This is a genomic window from Neobacillus niacini (assembly GCF_048572935.1).
GTDB lineage: Bacteria > Bacillota > Bacilli > Bacillales > Cytobacillaceae > Neobacillus > Neobacillus niacini.
The window spans coordinates 4,268,567-4,289,032 of the sequence record NZ_CP183883.1 but is presented as its reverse complement, the minus strand read 5'-3'; the positions used below and the strand labels follow the sequence as shown (position 1 = coordinate 4,289,032).

Here is a 20,466-nt window from a genome sequence, read left to right as displayed (position 1 = left end):
ATTTAAATCTTACAGCCTCTAAAAATACTGTATGATAGAGTTTATATTCCATAGTGAGGTGGATAACGTTGCAACTTCAGGTAATGAACAGTCCGTTTAATCAGGAGCAGGCGGAACTCCTAAATCGTCTTTTACCTACTTTTACTGAATCACAAAAAGTGTGGTTGAGTGGGTATCTTGCGGGTGCAGCTTCTGCGCCATTGGCCTCGGTCCTTGGAGTCCCAAGCCAGCAAGGAGCCACAGGAGGCACAGCTTCAAAAGAAGTGACCATTCTGTATGGTTCACAAACAGGTAATGCTCGCGGTCTTGCTAAAAAGGCCAGCACAACGCTTGAGGGGAAAGGGTTCCAGGTAACTGTTTCCGCGATGAGTGATTTTAAACCTAATAATATTAAGAAAGTAAAAAATCTACTTATTATAGTTAGTACACATGGTGAAGGGGATCCACCGGATAATGCCCTAACATTCCATGAGTTTCTGCATGGAAAACGGGCACCAAAGCTTGAGGACTTAAACTTTTCAGTCTTATCGTTAGGTGATAGTTCTTATGAGTTCTTCTGTCAAACAGGGAAACAATTTGATGCGCGCTTGGAGGAATTAGGCGGTACCCGACTTTATCCACGTTTTGATTGTGATCTTGATTATGATGAGCCGGCAGCAGAATGGATTGAGGGAATCATCAGCAGCCTAAGTGAAGCAAAGGGTGGAATTCCTGCACTAACTCAGGCAGCAACTACTCAAACAGTAGAATCTGTCTATTCCAGAACCAATCCATTTAGAGCAGAAGTACTTGATAATTTGAACCTAAATGGTCGGGGATCGAATAAAGAAACCCGACATTTAGAGTTGTCACTTGAAGGGTCTGGACTTAGCTTTGAACCAGGGGACAGTCTAGGAATCTATCCGGAAAATGATCCAGAACTGGTTGACCTGCTCTTCGAAGAATTAAAATGGAACCCAGATGAGAGTGTAACGATTAATAAACAAGGTGAAGTTCTTTCGTTAAAAGATGCACTTAAATCCTATTATGAGATTACAACATTAACAAAACCGCTTCTTGAAAAAGCAGCTAAACTTATAGGAAACAGTGACCTACAGGAACTTCTGAATGACAGTGAAAAAGTAAAATCTTATCTTGAAGGACATGATTTGCTTGATGTGGTTCGTGAGTTTGGACCAGTAACCAGCTCACCTCAAGATTTTGTTGCGATTCTTAGAAAAATGCCTGCACGATTATATTCAATTGCCAGCAGCTTAACTGCCAACCCAGATGAAGTTCATTTAACGATAGGTGCTGTCCGTTACAGTGCGCATGGTCGTGATCGAAAAGGTGTCTGCTCCATTTTTACTGCAGAACGTTTACAGCCGGGTGACACTGTACCGATTTACATTCAACAAAATGAAAACTTTAAGCTCCCAGAAAGTCCTGAAACACCAATCATTATGGTAGGACCAGGAACAGGTGTAGCACCATTCCGTTCCTTTATGCAAGAGCGTGAGGAAACGGGTGCAGAAGGTAAGTCTTGGATGTTCTTCGGAGACCAGCATTTCGTGACAGACTTCCTGTATCAAACAGAATGGCAAAAATGGTTAAAAGACGGTGTATTAACGAGGATGGATGTTGCTTTTTCGCGTGACACAGCTGAAAAAGTGTATGTGCAGCACCGCATGTTAGAACAAAGCAAAGAATTGTTCCAGTGGCTTCAAGAAGGTGCGGCTGTATATATTTGCGGTGATGAGAAACATATGGCACATGACGTTCATCAAACACTAATTCAAATTATTGAAAAAGAAGGCAGCTTGGGCCGAGAAGAGGCAGAAGCTTACTTAGCAGATATGCAGCAGCAAAAACGGTACCAGCGCGATGTCTATTAAGGTGGATTTGTAAAGATTGTTGTTAAAATCTTAAAGCCGATTTTAACGTGGAAATAGTTATTTTCTGCTTTAAAATTTTGTTTGCTGACTCTTTTCTTATTGGAATTATTCTAGTTTCTGCGGTAACTTAGCATAATATTAAATTAAGTTCCATAAAGCAACAAAGTATAAGAAAAGAGCCCTATTGATACAGTAGTGGAAGGAGATTTATCATAAATGGTGAAGCAAAAATTAATCGCACCAGAAGGCGCACCCAGTGATGTTGAGCGTATAAAAAGAGAAAGTAACTATTTACGCGGTACACTGAAAGAAGTTATGCTCGATAGAATCAGTGCAGGAATTCCAGACGATGATAACCGCCTGATGAAGCACCATGGCAGCTACTTGCAGGATGACCGTGACCTTCGTAACGAGCGCCAAAAGCAAAAACTTGAGCCAGCATATCAGTTTATGCTTCGTGTCCGCTTACCTGGAGGGGTGGCAACACCATCCCAATGGCTTGTTATGGATGAGTTAGCTGATAAAAACGGTAATGGAACGTTGAAACTGACTACACGTCAAACGTTTCAAATGCATGGTATTTTAAAATGGAATATGAAAAATACAATCCAAGAAATTCATGCTACGCTTTTGGATACAATTGCTGCATGCGGCGATGTAAACCGGAACGTATTGTGTACGTCAAACCCATATCAATCGGAGATTCATATGGAAGTATATGAATGGGCAAAACATCTGAGCGATTACTTATTACCGCGTACCAGAGCGTATCATGAAGTTTGGCTAGATGAGGAAAAAGTGGCTGGGACTCCAGAAGTGGAAGATGTAGAACCAATGTATGGACCGCTTTATTTACCACGTAAATTTAAAATTGGTATTGCGGTTCCTCCGTCAAACGATATTGATGTTTTTTCACAGGACCTTGGGTTGATTGCAATTGTGGAAAATGATAAGCTTATCGGTTTTAATGTGGCGATTGGAGGAGGTATGGGAAGTTCTCATGGTGATAAAGAGACCTACCCACAAGTCGCTAAGGTGATTGGTTTCTGTACACCCGACCAAGTTCAAGATGTTGCTGAAAAAATTATTACGATCCAACGCGATTACGGTAATCGTTCAGAGCGTAAAAATGCCCGCTTTAAGTACACCGTTGACCGATTAGGACTGGAAACCGTCAAGGAAGAATTAGAAAATCGTCTTGGCTGGAGTCTTGGTGAAGCAAAACATTACCACTTTGAGGATAATAGCGACCGTTATGGCTGGGTGAAAGGTATACAAGGAAAATGGCATTATACTCTATTTATCCAAAACGGCCGCGTTGCGGATTTCGATGGTTATAAGCTGAAGACAGCCTTGAGAGAAATTGCAAAAGTCCATAAAGGTGAATTCCGTTTAACTGCAAATCAAAACGTCATTATTGCTAATGTTTCAAGCCAGAAGAAGAATCAAATTAGTGAATTAATTGAAGAATACGGCTTAACTGATGGCAGTCATTATTCTGCATTACGCCGCAGTTCGATGGCGTGTGTTGCCCTTCCTACATGTGGATTAGCAATGGCTGAAGCCGAACGATACCTACCAAAGTTAATTGATAAAATTGATGAGATTATCGATGAAAATGGTCTAAGGGATAAAGAAATAACGATCCGTATGACCGGATGTCCAAACGGCTGTGCACGCCCTGGACTGGGTGAAATAGCGTTCATGGGTAAAGCTGTAGGAAAGTATAATATGTATCTGGGAGCGGCGTACGATGGCAGCCGACTCAATAAAATGTACAGAGAAAATATCGGTGAGCAAGAGATCTTGAACGAACTACGCGTGATCCTTTCCCGTTATGCGAAAGAACGCGAGCAAGACGAGCACTTCGGTGATTTCGTCATTCGTGCAGGAATTGTCCAAGCTACGACAGATGGTACAAATTTCCACGCTTAATATTGAAAAAGAGACAGTAATCCTGTCTCTTTTTTTGTATAAAATATTCAGAAATTTTGAACAACGTCTAGTTTTGTCACAATTTAACTTGTTTTAGCGAAACGATTTAATAGATTTAAATCCATGCTATAATACTTTTCATGACTAACATATTAAAGCAACTAGATAATTAATATATTGTTTAGAGGTGTGTTTTTGTTATGAGGAAAGTAGATTTAGAAGAGGCAATTAATGAGAAAAGAGCTGAAATGATAGAATTGGGAATGGCAAAAGGACTTTCTAGTGAGGAAACGGTAATCTGCAGTCAGGAACTAGATAGACTTCTTAATGACTACAGGCGGTTAACTGTCGTACAGGACCGATCTAATTCTACCTTATTTCAAGACGACTTTTTGACCATCTTTCAGCATTTACTTAAATGGATCGTGAGACCTTACAAATTATTGCTGCCTTATATGAGTAGTAGATTCTTTTAATTACATTGTATTCTAATAAGTTATCTTTAGACCCACCCATTTGAAAAGATGGGTCTTTTTTTTATAAATTTTTTACGTTCGTTGAATCGTAGAAGTTGAGAAGCTTTTGACCATTTTTTGCAAGTTTCTATGTGCTTCTCTTAGTTTGATTGTTTCTTCGATAATTCGTTGGATGCCTTCAATGTCTCTATCAGATGCGTTTAATAGTGTCTTTGGTACACCTTCAGCAATTTGTTGTAGGGTAATATCCTGGCTCATAGCTATGACCACCTTTCAACTTAATTCTTAGACTTGCTTTTTCATCTACTTTAATAGTTAGAGGTAAATGGGTATTTCTCCTGCCATTACTGTATAAAACTTGTCTACATGAATCACCAGATTCTATTAGAAATAGCAACTTTCTAGCAAATAACGACGGGAATCCATCAGCGACACGTTTCCTTTGTAGAAAAATATTTAAAGAAAATTCAGTTAATATAAAAAGAACTGATACCACAATCAGTATCAGCTCTTTAAATTATAGCTCCATGCTCAAATAGCGTTCTCCAGTATCTGGTGCAATACAAACGACTCTTTTCCCTGTTCCTAATCGCTTGGCCACTTCAATAGCGGTATATACAGCAGCTGCTGCAGATGGTCCAACAAAGATACCTTCTTCTTTCGCCAATCGTTTGAACATATCAACGGCAATTTCATCAGAGATTTGAAAGATCTCATCATAAACTTTGGTGTTTAAAATCGAAGGTACGAATCCAGGACTTGTTCCGACTAGCTTATGCGGACCAGGCTGCCCGCCGGATAATACCGGAGAGCCTTTCGGTTCGACAACACCCACAAAAAGATCAGGAAGTAATTCTTTTAACTTTTCCCCTGTACCCGTTATCGTACCTCCTGTACCAGCTGTTGCCACAAAGGCATCAAGTCTGCCTTCCATCTGATTGTATATTTCAATTGCTGTTGTGCTGCGATGGATGTCCGGGTTAGAGAAGTTTTCAAACTGTTGTGGAATATAACTTCCTGGGATTGATTTTTGTAATTCTAGTGCCTTTTCAATCGCTCCTGGCATTTTCTTTTCGCTTGGAGTCAGCACAACCTCGGCGCCATATGCCTTTAAAATATTAATTCTTTCTTTTGTCATATTATCCGGCATGATTAGAATCGCTCGGTATCCCTTTGCCGCAGCAGTCATAGCCAAACCAATTCCAGTATTGCCGCTGGTTGGCTCAATAATCGTATCTCCAGGTTTAATTAACCCTTTTTCTTCTGCTGTTTTTATCATATTATAGGCAGCACGGTCTTTCACACTGCCAGACGGATTGAACATTTCCAGCTTTACATAAACATCTGCGGCACCTTCAGGAACAAGTTTGTTCAAACGAACAACAGGTGTATCGCCAATTAATTCTGTGATATTATTAACAACCTTCATAAAATAATTACCTCCATAAAAAACTATACCTTTATCTTATCAAAGAGAAGGGGAATTTAAAAATATGTAGAAGTGAGAGAAAATTTTTTCTATTTTATAGAATAATAGTTGACTTAACGAATGGTTGTAATATAATAAAACCAATAGTTTTACTGGGGATTAAAAAAGAGGTGAAATATAGATGTATTTGACAATAGATAATATCCAAAAAAGTTTTGTGAATGATAGAAAAGAAAACGTGAAAGTTCTTGATGGGATCAATTTAAATGTGAAAAAAGGCAGCTTTGTTTCAATCGTTGGACCATCAGGATGTGGAAAGTCTACGTTACTTTACCTTGTGGCGGGACTTGATAAAGCAGATAGCGGCGAAATTCGCGTTGATGGGGACTTAGTATCAAAACCAGGCCCAGAAAGAGTAGTAGTTTTCCAAGAAGCAGGCTTGTTTCCTTGGCTGACTGTTTTAGAAAATGTAATCTACGGACTAAACCTGAAAAAGATGCCAAAAGAAGAGGCAAAAGCGAAGGCACTAGATGTTTTGAAAATGGTTCACCTTAGTAAGTATGTAAATTCCTATCCTCACGAATTATCTGGAGGAATGAAGCAAAGGGTTTCCATCGCCAGAGCGTTAGTCATGGAGCCAGACATTCTGTTAATGGATGAACCTTTTTCAGCACTTGATGAACAAACGAGAATGGTATTGCATAAAGAGCTCCTTGAAATTTGGAGGAAGACAAAAGTAACAATCTTCTTTATTACCCACAATATTAGAGAAGCGGTTCTTCTTTCAGAAGAAGTAGTCGTTTTTGCCACTCGTCCCGGAAGGATTAAGGAAATTATTCCTGTTCCAACCATGAAGGATGGAGTTACACCGGACAGTGTTACATTGATTACGGAACAAAGGATTTTGTCAATTTTACAAGAAGAAATCGAAAAAGTATTGAAGGAGGAAATCGGTGATGACTACAGCTTTAAGACGGATCATCTTCATCGCGGCGATAGCGGTGATATGGGAAGTCACATCTAGATTTTCCAGCCTTCCAGACTTTATGTTTCCCAGCCTGACTCAAGTTCTTGACACACTATTTAACGGCTTAATGAGTGGTCAAATTACGCTGGCGATTGGAAAAAGTATGGGACGTATTCTCCTCGGGTTTACGATTGCTATCGTAGTCGGATTAATACTAGGTTACTTCATCTGGAGATATAAACTAGTTGAAGATACGCTTGGTTTTGTGGTAACGGCACTACAATCGATACCAAGTATCGTTTGGTTCCCGTTAGCGATCATTTGGTTCGGTTTAAATGACTTTTCGATCCTATTTATCGTTACCATTGGTGCCACATGGACCATGACGGTGAATGCAACAAGCGGATTCAAAAATGTACCTCAGCTCTATCAGCATGTTGCGAAAGTGTATGGTTCAAGTGGATTTCATTTCCTTCGGACTGTCATCCTGCCAGCGTCTGTACCACAAATTATTTCAGGGCTGCGGATTGCGTGGGCATTCTCATGGCGTGCCTTAATGGCCGGTGAGCTTCTCGGCGGCGGGGGCGGCCTTGGACAACTGCTAGAAATGGGCCGCTCACTTGGTCAAATGGATTTAGTTATTTCTGTCATGATTATCATTGCCATTATCGGTACCATTGTCGATAATGTTGTATTTTCAAGACTTGAACGCAATGTAGAAGTAAAATGGGGTATTAGAAAAAGAGCTTAATAAATTTAATTTACCAGGAGAGAAAAAAATGTTAAAAAAATCAATGTTATATCTATTTATCACGATTTTATTTATTGGGCTTTTAAGCGGTTGTGCGCAATCTTCCAACGAAGGTGAAGACAAAGGAGATGGGGGAGAAGTAAAAACCGTTAAGATTGGATATTTTCCAAACCTAACTCATATCGCTACAATTGTTGCACTTGATAAAGGTTATTTTGAAGAAGCTTTCGGTAAAGATGTAAAAATTGAAACCAAAACAGTTGCAAATGGCGGTTTATTTATGGAAGCAATGGCAACAAAAGCGATTGACGTGGGTACAGTAGGACCTGGTCCATTACTTAACTTTTATGTAAAAAACAAAGAGTATCACCTGATCTCTGGTGCAGTTAATGGCGGTGCGGTTCTAGTTGCAGCAGAAGGCAGTGGAGTGGAAAAATTAGAAGATTTAGATGGAAAAAAGGTAGCGATCCCGGTTATTGGAAGCACGCAGGATGTAATGTTACGTAAAGCATTAAAAGAAGCAGATTTAAAAGCAAAAACAAGCGGCGGTACAGTTGATTTATTTGCTGCAGCACCTGCTGACACAGCTTCTTTATTCATCCAAAAACAAGTGGACGCAGCGGCAACACAAGAGCCTTGGGGATATGTCCTTGAAAACCAAGCAAATGGTAAACTGCTTTTAGACTGGGATAAATTTGCTTGGGGTAAGGAATCTACCAATACAGTAGTGGCTGCTAGATCAGACTTCTTGAAAAATAAAGACTTATCACAAAAATATCTTGACGCTCACAAAAAGGCCGTACAATTCATTCAAGACAATCCAGAAGAAGCTAAAGAAATTGTCATTAAACACTTAAAAGATCTTACAGGGAAAGAATTAAATAAAGATGAAGTAGACGCAGCGTTCTCACGTCTTGCAGTAACAACAGACGTAAATGAAAAGGTGATACAGGAAATGGCAGATATCAGCAAAGAGGCTGGTTATATTCCTAGCAATGATATTAAAGGAATGATTGACTTATCATTACTTAAGTAATTTTGAAAGGTTTTGGACTCAATTACGAGTTCAAAACCTTTTTTTAAGGTAAAATAAATAACATACATAATGAAAGGAATGGTAGGCATGAAATCAACTATCACGTGGCAAGGGGATATGGCTTTTTCTGGGACTACACCGTCTGGACATGAATTAAGAATGGATGCAGCCCCAGAGATTGGCGGACAAAATAGTGGAGCAAGACCAACAGAGCTGCTCCTGTATTCCCTAGCCGGCTGCACAGGAATCGATATTGTAATGATTTTGAAAAAAATGCGTTTAGAGTTAACTGGGTTCTCGATGGAAATAGAGGGGGCACGCGCAGACACAGAACCAAAGAAATTTACTGATTTTCATGTCCATTATTCAGTTGAAGGAGATTTACCGGAAGAAAAAGTGGTCCGTGCTATTCAATTATCAAAAGACAAATACTGTTCTGTGTCCCATTCATTAAGTGCTAACATCGTGGCAAGTTATTCGATTAACGGGACGAAGGGTGAACAAACTCTATAAAAGAAAAAGGATTCAGCATTTTTGCTAACGGGTTCTCTTTTGAGTTGCAAAAAGTAAAAAATAAATGAGATAACACACAAGAAAAAGCATGGGTATTCGCATAAGAATTCGCCATGCTTTTTCTTTTATCCAAACTTCGGACATAGCGGATGAAATTTAGACCCCATGTGTCCGAAGATGCCCGAACTTCGGACACGACTGATAAAAATTAGCCTTCCTGTGTCTGAAGTTGCCCAGACTCTACAGCTGTAAATATTATGCTTTGAAATATCCAAAGGTTTCTATTAATATTTAATAAAAAGGCTTACATTTTAAATATTAAAAATAATTATGAGAATACGATAACGGGATGTGATTGCATGTGCGTCAGCATTTATGAAGAGAGTTTTAGTCAGGATGTCGAAATAGGGGACCGAAAACTAGTAACATCAGCATCCGTTTTCGGGATTCTGAGACAGCAGCTTGCTAAAAATATAGGAATAAAGAGAATAAAAGGTTTTCTGTTTCATTATGGCTGGGAAATGGGCGTTAAAGGTGCCAAAGAAGCGCTGCAAACAGGATCATCGTTTGAATATCTCATTAAACATGGACCCATTCTTCATATTGAAAACGGGCATATTCGAGGGATAAAGCATGAATTCAATTATGATCTGGATGGGCAAGGCAGACTCAAATATTTTTTTTCTCATGGTACCTGGTTTGGTTCTTATGAGGCAGAGGAGCATATAAAACACCTTGGACATTCAAAAAGTTCTGTCTGCCATACACTGATTGGGTATGCAAGTGGTTTTATGTCGACGATTTTTGGAGAAACGCTGCTCGCAAAAGAAGTTACGTGCGTGGGTAAAGGGGATGATGGCTGCAGTTGGGTCATCAAGCCGAAAAAAGACTGGGAAAATGAACTGGCAACGGATGAGGTTTTGGAATTTTATAATGAAACACCCATTGTGATGGAATTAGAGTATACCTATGACCAATTACTTGATCAGAAGAATGTCGTGACCCGTTTATCAAATTTCCAAAATAAATTAACGGAAGAGATTATTAATGGAAGTGATCTTCAAACGATTGCTGATATGGTATTCAATATGGTTAACATACCAATTATCATTGAGGATTCAGCCTTACGAACCATTACGTATTCAGGTTTATCGGAAGAAACCTATGCGGAGTTAAAAGCAGAAATGGTAGACTATCTGCAAGAAAGCCGAACCAATCATAAACAGCTTTTGCCAATAAGTAAAAAAATACTTAAAACCGCCAATCACCAGCGTCTTATTACACCAATACTATTACAAAAAGAAGTAATTGGTTATTGTACTTTTGTGTATGAGGATAGGAAGAATCATCATGAGGAGGATTATTTATTTTTAGACCGTTTCGCCAATGCTGCGTCTCTGATTCTTTTAAATGAGAAGACGAAGTTTGAATCGTTTGAAAGAATGAAAGGGAATTTTTTAGAACAAATACTAGAGTCACGATTGCAAGTAAGTGAAATCGTTAACCGAGGAAAGTATACAGGAATAGACTTGAAACAAAACTACTTTATAACAGTTATGGAATATAAGAACACCAAAACGACGATTGCGGATGAGTTTCTTTTACAGGAGCAGATATTTGAAACGACTTTTCGCTATTTTAGTGACAGAAAAACAAATCTATTGGTTGGACACCGCGATGGCCATATGGTTCTATTAATCACGAATGAGTCGCTAAAACATACATCCATCCATGATGTAATCAAAGATTATCAAGCTTATATGAACAAAAAATACCCATTTGGCAAGTTTAAATTTGGAATAAGTCATTTAGGCACTGATATTCATCAGGCACCAAAATGTTACGAGGAAGCGAGTATTGCTCTCCGCTTAGCAGGGAGTAAAAGAATCGTTCAATTTTCTTCACTAGGGATTGTTGGGGTTCTAATTAATTCAAAAAATATTAACGGTATAAAAATGATTGCAGAACAAGAGTTGGGAACTTTGTACAATATGAAGGATCCAAGAAACATTGAGCTGATAAAAACATTATATAGTTTCCTGTTAAATGGCGGTAAATTGGAACAAACAATGAGTGACCTGTCACTGTCTATGAGCGGACTTCGCCATAGAGTCAGCAGGATTGAAGGCCTGCTGGAAAAAGACCTGCGAGATCCAAACGAAGCCCATCAATTATTACTGATCATCAAGTCGTTAATCGCAATTGGGGAACTAACCATCGAATAAGAAAGACCATTCAGTTTAATCTGAGTGGTCTTTCTTATTTTTCGATGAACAAAAATTGTCTATGCACAAAAAAAACATGAGCAGTTTTTGCTCTAGTATGAAAATTGCCAATTCTTTAAACTCTATTTATAAGATGTTAATAGTAACAACCTAAAAAGTACAATTGTAAGCGATGTCAAATCTCTGACCAAAGGACAAATGTCCATAACATTTATTTTTTCTAAAATATGAACCTATCAGAAGGGGTGTAAACAATGGCAACTTTTGTAGTTAATGAGGAAAATGTAACGGTTGATCAATTGTTAGCAGGAGCAGAACGAATTGGAAAATTAGCCGAGGAAGAAGCCCAAGAAGCAGAAAAAAATGCAAGTATTTCGCAAAATGTGGTGAATCTCATTAAAGAAACGCAAATTTCACGGATGATGCTTCCGAAGAAATATGGCGGACCGCAGGCTGATTTGAAAACGTTTGCGAAGGTGGTACGTAAAGTAGCAAACTACAATATTTCAGCTGCATGGCTGACCTATCTCTATCCACTCCATAATATGCTTCCAGCCTTTCTTCCGGAAAAGGGAGCGGACGAAATTGTTAATCAAGGAGGGTTAATCTGCGATATCTTTGCTGCGTTAGGGAAAGCAGAAAGGGATGGCGATGGTTATCGCATTAGCGGAAAGTGGAGCTTTGTTAGCGGTGTTAATTTTAGTGACTGGGTCGGTGTAGGGGTTATGATCCAATTTCCTGACAGTCCCAAACCAGTATATTGCTTGCCAATGTTAAAAGTTTCAGAGGTTGAAGTGATAAACAATTGGGATACATTTGGGCTCAGAGGGTCAGGAAGCAACCAAATTATTGCCGAAGATGTATATGTCCCAATGGAACGGATTTTACGAATAGATCAGGCAGAACTTACAAGAAGACCGCCAGTAGAAGAGTATGACACAAATTACCCGTTTTACCATGTGCCGTTTTTTCCTTCCTTCTATCTTGGATTTGGTTACATGGCACTTGGCGGTGCAGAGCGAATTCTGAAGGAATTTAAAGACCAAACCGAAAAGCGTGTGCGCTTAATGGATGGAGTAAGGGAAAGTGAGTCGCCGAGAAGTCAGCGTGTATTAGCGGAAATGACCACTGATTTCCACATTGCTGAAGCTTTGCTCGACAAATACATTAATCTCCTAGAAAACTATGAAAAAGACGGTTGTGTGACACCACCTTCCGAATTCTTTTCGATTCGAACCAAAGCAATTAAGATTTGTACAGATATCGCTGTAAGGTCGCTGTTAACACTAGGTGGCGGAGCTCTTTATAAGGGCGGTGCTATGGAATTATTCTTACGGGATATTATTTCAGTAGCTACACACAAAACTTCTTTATATGAAGATGCAGTTGCTGCATATGGTAAAGAATTGTTTGGTTTTAATGGAGGCGTCAGGGGATAACTTCAATCAATGTGAATGCAGGATAGAAAAAAATAACTTTTCATAACAGGAGGATTATAGAATGGATGACCGTAAATTTCGAACTGCAATGGGTAAATTTGCAACTGGGGTGACTGTTATAGCCACAGAGGTTGAGGGAGATATCCATGGAATGACAGCCAATGCGTTCATGTCGGTTTCACTTGATCCAAAGCTTGTAGTCATTTCAATCGGGGAAAAGGCAAAAATTTTGAACAAAATAAAAGAAAGTAAGATTTTCACCGTAAATATTTTAGCTGCCGAACAGCAGGAGCTATCAATGATTTTCGCAGGACAATTGAAAGAACATAAAGAAGTGATCTTCGACCGTTTGGATGGAAAACCTGTTTTAGCGGGTGCGGTCGCACAAATTGCTTGTGAAGTATCAGCTGAGCATGTAGAAGGGGAGCATACCTTGTTCATCGGAAAAGTAACCGATATTCACCTTGAAGATGCGGAACCACTTCTTTTTTATAGCGGAAAGTATCGTTCATTAACAGAAGAAAAACCAGTAACAATCTAAATACAATGGGAGGAGACCGTTATGGAAACCATTCATATAAATCGGAGTAATTTGGCAGAATGGCAGAAAAGGGCGAAGCCAAACGTGATGGCACTTGGATGTTTCGACGGTCTCCATCATGGGCATTGTACCGTCATTCATATTGCTTACCAGAAAGCACAAGAGAAGAAGGCAGAATTAGCAGTGATGAGTTTTTTTCCTCATCCGAAAACGGTCATCTCAAATGGTAAAGTTCATGTTCACACGTTAATGCCGCTTGCTGAAAAAGAAGAGAGACTTCGAAAAATGGGTGTTGATACTTTTTATATTGTTGAATTTGATAGGGAGTTTGCAGCCTTTTCACCTGAACAGTTTGCTTCGCAATATTTGAATGAACTGGGGGTAGTTCATGCAGTTGCTGGATTTGACTTTTCCTATGGCAGCCGAGGGGCTGGAAATCTTGATCGCTTGAATCAGGACTCTGGCGGCAGAATTGATGTGACAAAGGTTGAAAAAGTTGAACTGTGGGGCGAGAAAATCAGTTCTAGCTGTATTCGTGAACGGCTGTTGAACGGCAAGGTGGCAGAGCTGCCTGAATTGCTTGGACGCTTTTACGAAACAGAGTGTGAGTGGGATGGAGAGGCATTTAGACTGCACCCGTACTATACTCTCCCTGGTCCTGGAAGATATGATGTAACACTAAGAAACGAGGGCTTTTCTGTTCAAACAGAAGTAACTGTTTTCCAAGAGGGAGTCCAATGTACAGTAGAAATTCCTCCATTTTTAAAGGGAAAACTTTCAATTATATGGAAAAAGCAGATTCAAAATGAACCTAAGAAACTACTAATCTCTTAATAAAAGGAAGTGGAAGCAATGGCAAAAATTATCGCTGGAGTCGCGATGTCACATAGCCCAATGATTATGACCAATGAAGCTGGAGGGGGAGAGAAAGGACAACGTTTCCTCCAGACAGCTGCTGAAATGAAGAAGTATCTGGAAGATTCAGGAGCAGATGTAATTGTACTCATATCAGATGATCATTTTAATAGTTACTTCTATGACCATATGCCTTCCTTTACAATTGGCATTGGTGAGTGTGAAGGCTGGGGAGACTGGCAGATTCCTAAATACAAGATCCCAGTCCAGCAGGATTTGGCAAAACACATTCTTAACACAAGTTTAGCAAACAATGTGGATTTTGCTTTCACTTTAAAAATGAAAGTCGATCACGGACATACACAAGGAATTTACTTTTTAAATCCTGATCTTAAAATACCTGTTGTGCCGATTGCGGTGAATACATCCGCACCTCCGCTTCCTACAATGGACCGTTGTTTTCAAATCGGTGAAGTAGTCAAGAAGGCAATCGAGTCTTGGGACAACGATCTCAAGGTGGCAATTGTTGCCTCAGGCGGTCTTTCACATTGGGTGCCAATTCCAAAGATTGAAAGTGAAAAACCAGAGGATCAATCATTAATTCAAGTGTTAAAAAATGGCCGACAGGAAATTGAGCAGCTTGATGAGTATTTGCACACGAGGGAAACAAGGGTAACCCGAATCAAATCAGGGCCCGTGAATGAACAAGTGGACAGGGAATTTTTACGATTGGTTTCAGAGAAAGATTTTGCAACACTCAGAAACTGGAGTGCCGAATATATTGAGGAAAACTTAGGAAACGGTGGACAGGAGATTCATAATTGGCTTGTGCTGCTCGGTGCGCTTCAAAGCTTTGAAGCAAATGTAGCTTGTTATGAACCGATTCCAGAATGGGTGACAGGAATGGCCATCGTGCAGTTCAATCAGCCTGTCGATCAAAAGAATGATAAAAATACGATTAAAGAAGAAGTTCGAATTTAATTTGGTAGAAAGGGAGAGATTGAGATGACAATATGGACAGACTTAGCTGATCTTGAATTTAAACTTTATTATTTAGACGCAAATGGAATTAAAACGAGAGTCCTGGAAGCTGGAACAGGAGAACCATTGATTTTGCTCCATGGCACTGGCGGTCATATCGAAGCCTATGCCAAAAATATCAAAGGATTAAGTGAGCATTTTCGCGTCATTACTATCGATATGGTGGGTCATGGCTATACAGCAAAACCAGATCGACAGTACGGAATCGATTATTATAGTGAACATTTATTAGGGGTTATCAAAGCTTTAAATTTATCTAACGTGTATCTGTCTGGTGAGTCCTTAGGCGGCTGGGTGGCAGCATGGTTTGCTGCAGAGCATCCAGAATATGTGAAAGCGATGGTGCTGAATACACCAGGGAACGTTAATAACAAGCCTGAAGTTATGAAAAAACTGAAGGATTCTACGTTAAAAGCCGTTCTAGAAGCGAATTATGAAAATGTAAAAACGCGGTTAGAGTGGTTAATGTATGATAAGAGCCAAGTAACAGATGAGTTAATCGAAGCCCGCTATAACATCTATACACAGCCTTCCTATCAAGAAGCCGTTCATCATATCGTCTGTCTTCAGGACCTTGAAATTCGAAAACTTTACAGCTGGGATCCATCTTGGTGCGAAAAAATTAATGTTCCTACATTGTTAGCGTGGACGGACCATGATCCTACTTCAACCGTTGAGGAAGCAAAACCAATTCAAGACATGATCCCAAATAGTGAATTAGTGGTCATTAAAGATGCAGGCCACTGGCCGCAATGGGAAAAACCAGAAGAATTTAACACAGTTTTAATCGATTTCTTATTGAAGCATGGGACTGGATCCGCTAAAAAAGAATCAGCGCTAGTAACAAAATAATAGCTCACCTTTGAAAGCACTATTTGGAAGATTCATAGTTTGTACATCCTGAATCGATGAATAGTGCTTTATTTTTAAGAGAAAGAGGTTTTTTATATGAGTAATCAGATCATACATCGTGTTCAACATCTCAGAGAGCTTTTAAAACATGCAGAAGCAACTATGCAGTCAATATCCCCGCTTACTGAGTTGTACCCGGATTTGACCGTTGAGGATGCCTACCAGGTTCAATTAGGAGCAATTGAACAAAAAGTTCAGGACGGTCAGCGAATTGTCGGTAAAAAGATAGGGTTAACATCTGCTGCCATGCAGAAACTGCTGGGAGTGGATCAGCCAGATTACGGACATTTATTGGATTCAATGGCAGTTAGTAATAAGGGGACTATTAGCCTGAATCGTCTTTTTCAGCCAAAGGTAGAAGGAGAAATTGCCTTTGTTCTCTGCAAGGACTTAAGTGGGCCATTTGTTACGATTGAGGATGTACTTGAGGCAACAGATTATATAGCTCCTGCCTTAGAAATTGTCGATAGCCGGATTACTGACTGGAAAATTACCTTAACAGATACGGTAGCTGATAATGCCTCAAGCGGATTATTTGTCATCGGGGAGGAACGATTCTCTTTAAAGGATATCGACTTTCCTTCGATTAAAATGAACTTGTTAAAAAACGGAGAAGTAATTAACACAGGATATGGTTCAGATGTATTAGGACACCCTGCTAAATGTGTAGCATGGCTGGCAAATAAATTATCACAGTACAATGTAGAGTTAAAAGCGGGTGAAGTCATTCTATCTGGAGCCCTTTCAGCAGCAGTTGCAGCCGAAAAAGGGGATCAGTTCACTGCTGAATTCTCACATATTGGAAAAGTAGAAGTTACGTTTAAGTAAAAAACCATGGGGAAGGTTCTCATGGGTTTATATGGTTAATTCGGCCACAAGAACCGTCCCTGTGGCAAATTAAAGGAGGTCCTTTATGGAGCAAAAGAAAAATTCTGTATCAAAAAAAGCATGGGTGATTATTTTCCTGTTATTTTTATTAACCGTAATCAGTAATGCCGATAAAGCTATTATTGGATTTGCTTCGGTTTCCATTATGGAGGAACTAGGATTAAATGCTGAACAATGGGGTGTTGTTGGCAGTGTTTTTTTCTTACTGTATTCCATTTCAGCTGTCTTAGGCGGCAGTCTTGCAGATAAAATTGGGGCTAAAAAAGTCATTATTGGTATGGTTGCAATCTGGTCCATTGTTCAATTCTCTACAATCTTTGTAAGCAGTTTTGCCTATTTGTTAGTAACAAGAATTATTTTAGGTGCTGGGGAAGGCCCGTCATACTCATTAGCAATGACTGCTGCCTCTAAATACCTGCCAAAAGAAAAACTGGGTATTGGCTTAACATTGGTATCAATAGGCGGTCCACTTGGTGTAGCTATTTCGGCACCTATTTTGATGTATATGATTGTGAACCATGGCTGGCGTTCCGCATTTATTGCAACGGGAGTGGTAGGTTTCGTTTGGATTATTGCCTGGATCTTCATCGCTAAAGAGAAAGCGGTTACAGAAGGTGAATTTACTGCAGCAAAAGACGGGATACATTTACCAATCGTTTCGACAGAAACACAAAAATTTACGTCGGTTTTAGTTTCGAAAAACTTCATTTTAGTTGCCCTTTGTGGGTTTGCCACATATTGGTCGTTTACAATTGGTCTAAACTGGCTGCCCAATTATCTAGAAAATGTCCGCAATCTAAGTGAGGAAACGTTAAGCTTGGTGGTAGCACTGCCTTGGATTATGATTACCCTTTCGCAGATAACTTTTTCTAGTATATCTGATCGCATTTATCATAAAACGAAAAGTATGGTCAAGGGACGGATATTCATCCTGGGACCTGTTCTGTTTGCGGGTGCTGTCAGCTATGTTTTTGGGACAATGGTCAGTTCTAATATTTTAGCGATTTCATTGTTGTCACTAGGTTTAACGTTTGGATGTATCACGCTAGTAATGGGACCAGCTATTTTAGTTGATTTGGTTTCAACTAAACATCAAGGAAAAGTCCAAGGATGGTTTATGGCCATCACTTCATTAGGAGGAATTGTTGGCCCGTATGTGACGGGACTACTTATTGAAAATTCGGCTAGTCAAGCAGCTGGATTCCATTTGGCCTTTCAGGTATGTGGATTCGTTTTACTCGTGTTCGGTGGATTAGTATGGACGTTCGTACGACCTATAAAGTTAGATGATTCAGCCAAATTAAATCCTACCAATACCAAAGCTATATAAATAAACAAAAAAACTCAAAATGGTCGTTATTCAATGGCCTTTTGAGTCACCTTTTATCTTTGAATAATGATCATAAAACACTTTAAAAAGTCGTTCATCTCCGCCTCGGTCGGGATGAAGGGCTTTTACTATTTTCTTATATTCTTTCTTCATTAATTCCGGGTCTGCCTCTGATTCTAATCCTACTAGTGAGCCTAAGGTTAGGGGGGGAGTGTCCGATAGAGCATATTCTGCCTTTAGCATTCTCTTTAGAGATCTATTTTTTGCCTGTTCAATACGAATAGTGGTTTTTAATTGTTCAATTTCCTCTTTGAATGTTTGATTCTCCTTAAACGTTTTTTCCCATTGATGAAAATCTACACCGAATTTCTTTGTTTTGTCTTCAATTTTCTTTTCTAAAATAAACGAAGCTAAATCGACAGGATGGATCGTGTATTCAAGGTTTAGGTGCTTGGTCCGTCTAGCCTTTATTTTTCCATCGAGAATCCAACGGATGACAACCTGTTCACTATCCGTAATACCTTCCGCTCTAAGCTGCTCGGTGACTTCTTTCACATTTAACATGTAATCATCTCATACTTTCCTTCGTATTCTAAACTACTAATTCAATGTAACATATGAAAAACCTTCAAAAGTTTACAAGACTATTTTATTTTTATTACAAAAAAACCCTTGGCACCTCAGCCAAGGGGGAAGAATTAGCGATTATCAACTTTTTCAGGGTAAAGGTCATGGTTCATTAAACGGAATGTGGCCATTTCTTCAAACTTAGTACCTGGCTTACCATAGTTGCACCATGGGTCAATGGAAATGCCGCCGCGTGGCGTGAATTTACCCCAAACCTCAATATAGCGGGGATCTAAAAGCTTAATTAAATCGTTCATAATGATATTCACGCAGTCCTCATGGAAATCACCATGATTTCTGAAGCTGAATAAATAGAGTTTTAGAGATTTACTCTCTACTATTTTTTTATCCGGAATGTATGAGATATACATCGTTGCAAAATCGGGCTGATGAGTAAGCGGGCAAAGACTAGTGAATTCCGGGCAATTAAATTTTACAAAATAATCACGCTCTGGGTGGAGATTATCGACTGCCTCCAACACCTCAGGTGCATATTCAAATGAGTATTGTGTATTTTGATTTCCTAATAGTGTTAAATCCTTTAAACCTTCTTCGTGGCTGCGGCCTGACATAAAGAAACCTCCAATAAAATGTTTATTCCAGAGTGCCCAAGCAATCATACTATAACAACTAATGTGATAAAAACAAAAAGCCATGTCCGGTATGGACATGGCATAGAGTCATGTATCCATAGTTTTTTATAGAGGGTATCAGCTATGAACCTCTCCCGTATTAGTACGGGTATTATCTTCTCCATATGATAAGGCACACTCGTCCAAACGTCAATTGAAAAATTTTGGACAAAAATAATCCCAATATTTAAAAGATTAAACTTTCACTTTTAGTATGGTATTATACATACAGAAAACAATAGAGGTTCTAGCACCCCTCGTTAAAAAAACTAAGATGAAGCAGTACTTCTATCTTGGGGTACTGCTTTTTCTATTTTGGAAGGAGTTTCCTTAACATGTTAAAAGATGAAAAAGCCATTGTCGTATTTAGCGGCGGGCAGGACAGCACAACTTGTTTATTTTGGGCATTGCAGCAATTTAAAGAGGTGGAAGCAGTCACATTCGACTACAATCAACGGCATCGTTTAGAAATTGAATGTGCCAAAAATATAGCTGATGAACTCGGTGTCAGACACCATATATTAGATATGTCTTTATTGAATCAGCTCGCACCCAATGCGTTAACACGCTCAGATATTGAAGTCAAAGACGGAGAAGAGGGAGAACTTCCATCAACGTTTGTACCTGGAAGAAACCTATTGTTCCTGACCTTTGCCGGTGTGTTAGCTCGTCAGGTTGGTGCCAAGCATTTAGTCACCGGTGTTTGTGAAACAGATTTCAGCGGCTACCCAGATTGCCGCGATATTTTTATCAAATCACTAAATGTTACCTTAAATCTTTCGATGGATGATAACTTTGTCATCCATACCCCGTTAATGTGGCTAAATAAAGCGGAAACATGGGCATTAGCAGATGAATTAAATGCATTCGAATTTGTCCGTGAAAAAACACTAACCTGTTACAATGGAGGTATTTCGGACGGCTGCGGAGAATGTCCTGCATGTGTGTTAAGAAAACGAGGACTCGATGATTTTCTTAGTGGGAGGTTTTAAGAC

At 39.4% G+C, this 20,466-nt stretch carries 20 protein-coding genes; 16 read left to right on the top strand and 4 right to left on the bottom strand.

Features of this window, described 5'->3' with window-relative positions:
* Nucleotides 1–68: 68 nt before the first annotated feature.
* From ACN6MT_RS21215 to ACN6MT_RS21205, 3 genes are all read left to right on the top strand, one after another.
* On the top strand, nt 69–1,874 hold the full coding sequence (locus ACN6MT_RS21215; protein ID WP_419887920.1) for an assimilatory sulfite reductase (NADPH) flavoprotein subunit: 1,806 nt from the start codon (nt 69–71) through the stop codon (nt 1,872–1,874).
* Nucleotides 1,875–2,090: 216 nt separating this feature from the next.
* Nucleotides 2,091–3,809 carry an assimilatory sulfite reductase (NADPH) hemoprotein subunit gene (gene cysI, locus ACN6MT_RS21210; protein ID WP_419887919.1) on the top strand — a complete coding sequence of 573 codons (1,719 nt, stop codon included), beginning with the start codon at nt 2,091–2,093 and terminating at the stop codon, nt 3,807–3,809.
* A 200-nt stretch (nt 3,810–4,009) separates the two neighbouring features.
* Nucleotides 4,010–4,285 (top strand): Spo0E family sporulation regulatory protein-aspartic acid phosphatase, encoded by a 276-nt coding sequence (locus ACN6MT_RS21205; protein ID WP_419887918.1) that lies wholly within the window; start codon nt 4,010–4,012, stop codon nt 4,283–4,285.
* 72 nt (nt 4,286–4,357) lie between these two features.
* Here ACN6MT_RS21205 and ACN6MT_RS21200 read toward each other — a convergent pair whose 3' ends face one another.
* Together ACN6MT_RS21200 and cysK are read right to left on the bottom strand one after the other, a co-directional pair.
* Nucleotides 4,358–4,543, bottom strand: a complete 186-nt coding sequence (locus ACN6MT_RS21200) for a hypothetical protein (protein WP_063252427.1) — start codon at nt 4,541–4,543, stop codon at nt 4,358–4,360.
* 259 nt (nt 4,544–4,802) lie between these two features.
* Nucleotides 4,803–5,714: a cysteine synthase A gene (gene cysK / locus ACN6MT_RS21195; RefSeq protein ID WP_063252429.1), complete on the bottom strand. Its 912-nt coding sequence runs from the start codon at nt 5,712–5,714 to the stop codon at nt 4,803–4,805.
* Between the two features lie 181 nt (nt 5,715–5,895).
* On the opposite strand from cysK, the gene ACN6MT_RS21190 reads away from it, so the two are divergent.
* From ACN6MT_RS21190 to ACN6MT_RS21135, 12 genes are all read left to right on the top strand, one after another.
* Nucleotides 5,896–6,738: an ABC transporter ATP-binding protein gene (locus ACN6MT_RS21190; RefSeq protein WP_419887917.1), complete on the top strand. Its 843-nt coding sequence runs from the start codon at nt 5,896–5,898 to the stop codon at nt 6,736–6,738.
* Nucleotides 6,671–7,432 (top strand): ABC transporter permease, encoded by a 762-nt coding sequence (locus ACN6MT_RS21185; RefSeq protein ID WP_419887916.1) that lies wholly within the window; start codon nt 6,671–6,673, stop codon nt 7,430–7,432. Before ACN6MT_RS21190 ends, ACN6MT_RS21185 begins: the two co-directional genes overlap by 68 nt.
* 28 nt (nt 7,433–7,460) lie before the next feature.
* On the top strand, nt 7,461–8,468 hold the full coding sequence (locus ACN6MT_RS21180; protein ID WP_419887915.1) for an aliphatic sulfonate ABC transporter substrate-binding protein: 1,008 nt from the start codon (nt 7,461–7,463) through the stop codon (nt 8,466–8,468).
* Between the two features lie 87 nt (nt 8,469–8,555).
* On the top strand, nt 8,556–8,981 hold the full coding sequence (locus ACN6MT_RS21175; RefSeq protein WP_419887914.1) for an OsmC family protein: 426 nt from the start codon (nt 8,556–8,558) through the stop codon (nt 8,979–8,981).
* A gap of 359 nt (nt 8,982–9,340) precedes the next feature.
* Entirely contained in the window at nt 9,341–11,206 is a 1,866-nt protein-coding gene (locus ACN6MT_RS21170; RefSeq protein ID WP_419887913.1) for a V4R domain-containing protein, read from the top strand.
* A gap of 254 nt (nt 11,207–11,460) precedes the next feature.
* A complete protein-coding gene (locus tag ACN6MT_RS21165) occupies nt 11,461–12,645 on the top strand; it encodes an acyl-CoA dehydrogenase (protein WP_419887912.1) in 1,185 nt (394 codons plus the stop codon).
* Nucleotides 12,646–12,706: 61 nt separating this feature from the next.
* Nucleotides 12,707–13,186, top strand: a complete 480-nt coding sequence (locus ACN6MT_RS21160) for a flavin reductase family protein (protein ID WP_419887911.1) — start codon at nt 12,707–12,709, stop codon at nt 13,184–13,186.
* Between the two features lie 21 nt (nt 13,187–13,207).
* Entirely contained in the window at nt 13,208–14,020 is an 813-nt protein-coding gene (locus ACN6MT_RS21155) for a bifunctional riboflavin kinase/FMN adenylyltransferase (RefSeq protein ID WP_419887910.1), read from the top strand.
* A gap of 18 nt (nt 14,021–14,038) precedes the next feature.
* On the top strand, nt 14,039–15,022 hold the full coding sequence (locus tag ACN6MT_RS21150; RefSeq protein WP_419887909.1) for a hypothetical protein: 984 nt from the start codon (nt 14,039–14,041) through the stop codon (nt 15,020–15,022).
* 24 nt (nt 15,023–15,046) lie between these two features.
* Nucleotides 15,047–15,934, top strand: a complete 888-nt coding sequence (locus ACN6MT_RS21145; RefSeq protein WP_419887908.1) for an alpha/beta fold hydrolase — start codon at nt 15,047–15,049, stop codon at nt 15,932–15,934.
* Between the two features lie 96 nt (nt 15,935–16,030).
* Nucleotides 16,031–16,822 carry a 2-keto-4-pentenoate hydratase gene (locus tag ACN6MT_RS21140; RefSeq protein ID WP_419887907.1) on the top strand — a complete coding sequence of 264 codons (792 nt, stop codon included), beginning with the start codon at nt 16,031–16,033 and terminating at the stop codon, nt 16,820–16,822.
* A gap of 85 nt (nt 16,823–16,907) precedes the next feature.
* Nucleotides 16,908–18,212 carry an MFS transporter gene (locus ACN6MT_RS21135; RefSeq protein ID WP_419887906.1) on the top strand — a complete coding sequence of 435 codons (1,305 nt, stop codon included), beginning with the start codon at nt 16,908–16,910 and terminating at the stop codon, nt 18,210–18,212.
* Nucleotides 18,213–18,242: 30 nt separating this feature from the next.
* On the opposite strand, the gene ACN6MT_RS21130 is transcribed toward ACN6MT_RS21135, so the two are convergent.
* Entirely contained in the window at nt 18,243–18,776 is a 534-nt protein-coding gene (locus ACN6MT_RS21130; RefSeq protein ID WP_419887905.1) for a J domain-containing protein, read from the bottom strand.
* A gap of 134 nt (nt 18,777–18,910) precedes the next feature.
* Nucleotides 18,911–19,411 (bottom strand): preQ(1) synthase, encoded by a 501-nt coding sequence (queF, locus tag ACN6MT_RS21125; protein ID WP_179600278.1) that lies wholly within the window; start codon nt 19,409–19,411, stop codon nt 18,911–18,913.
* 395 nt (nt 19,412–19,806) lie between these two features.
* Between queF and queC the strand changes: the two genes are divergently transcribed.
* Complete coding sequence (gene queC / locus ACN6MT_RS21120; protein ID WP_419887904.1) at nt 19,807–20,463, top strand: 7-cyano-7-deazaguanine synthase QueC; 657 nt, start codon at nt 19,807–19,809, stop codon at nt 20,461–20,463.
* Nucleotides 20,464–20,466 lie beyond the last annotated feature (3 nt).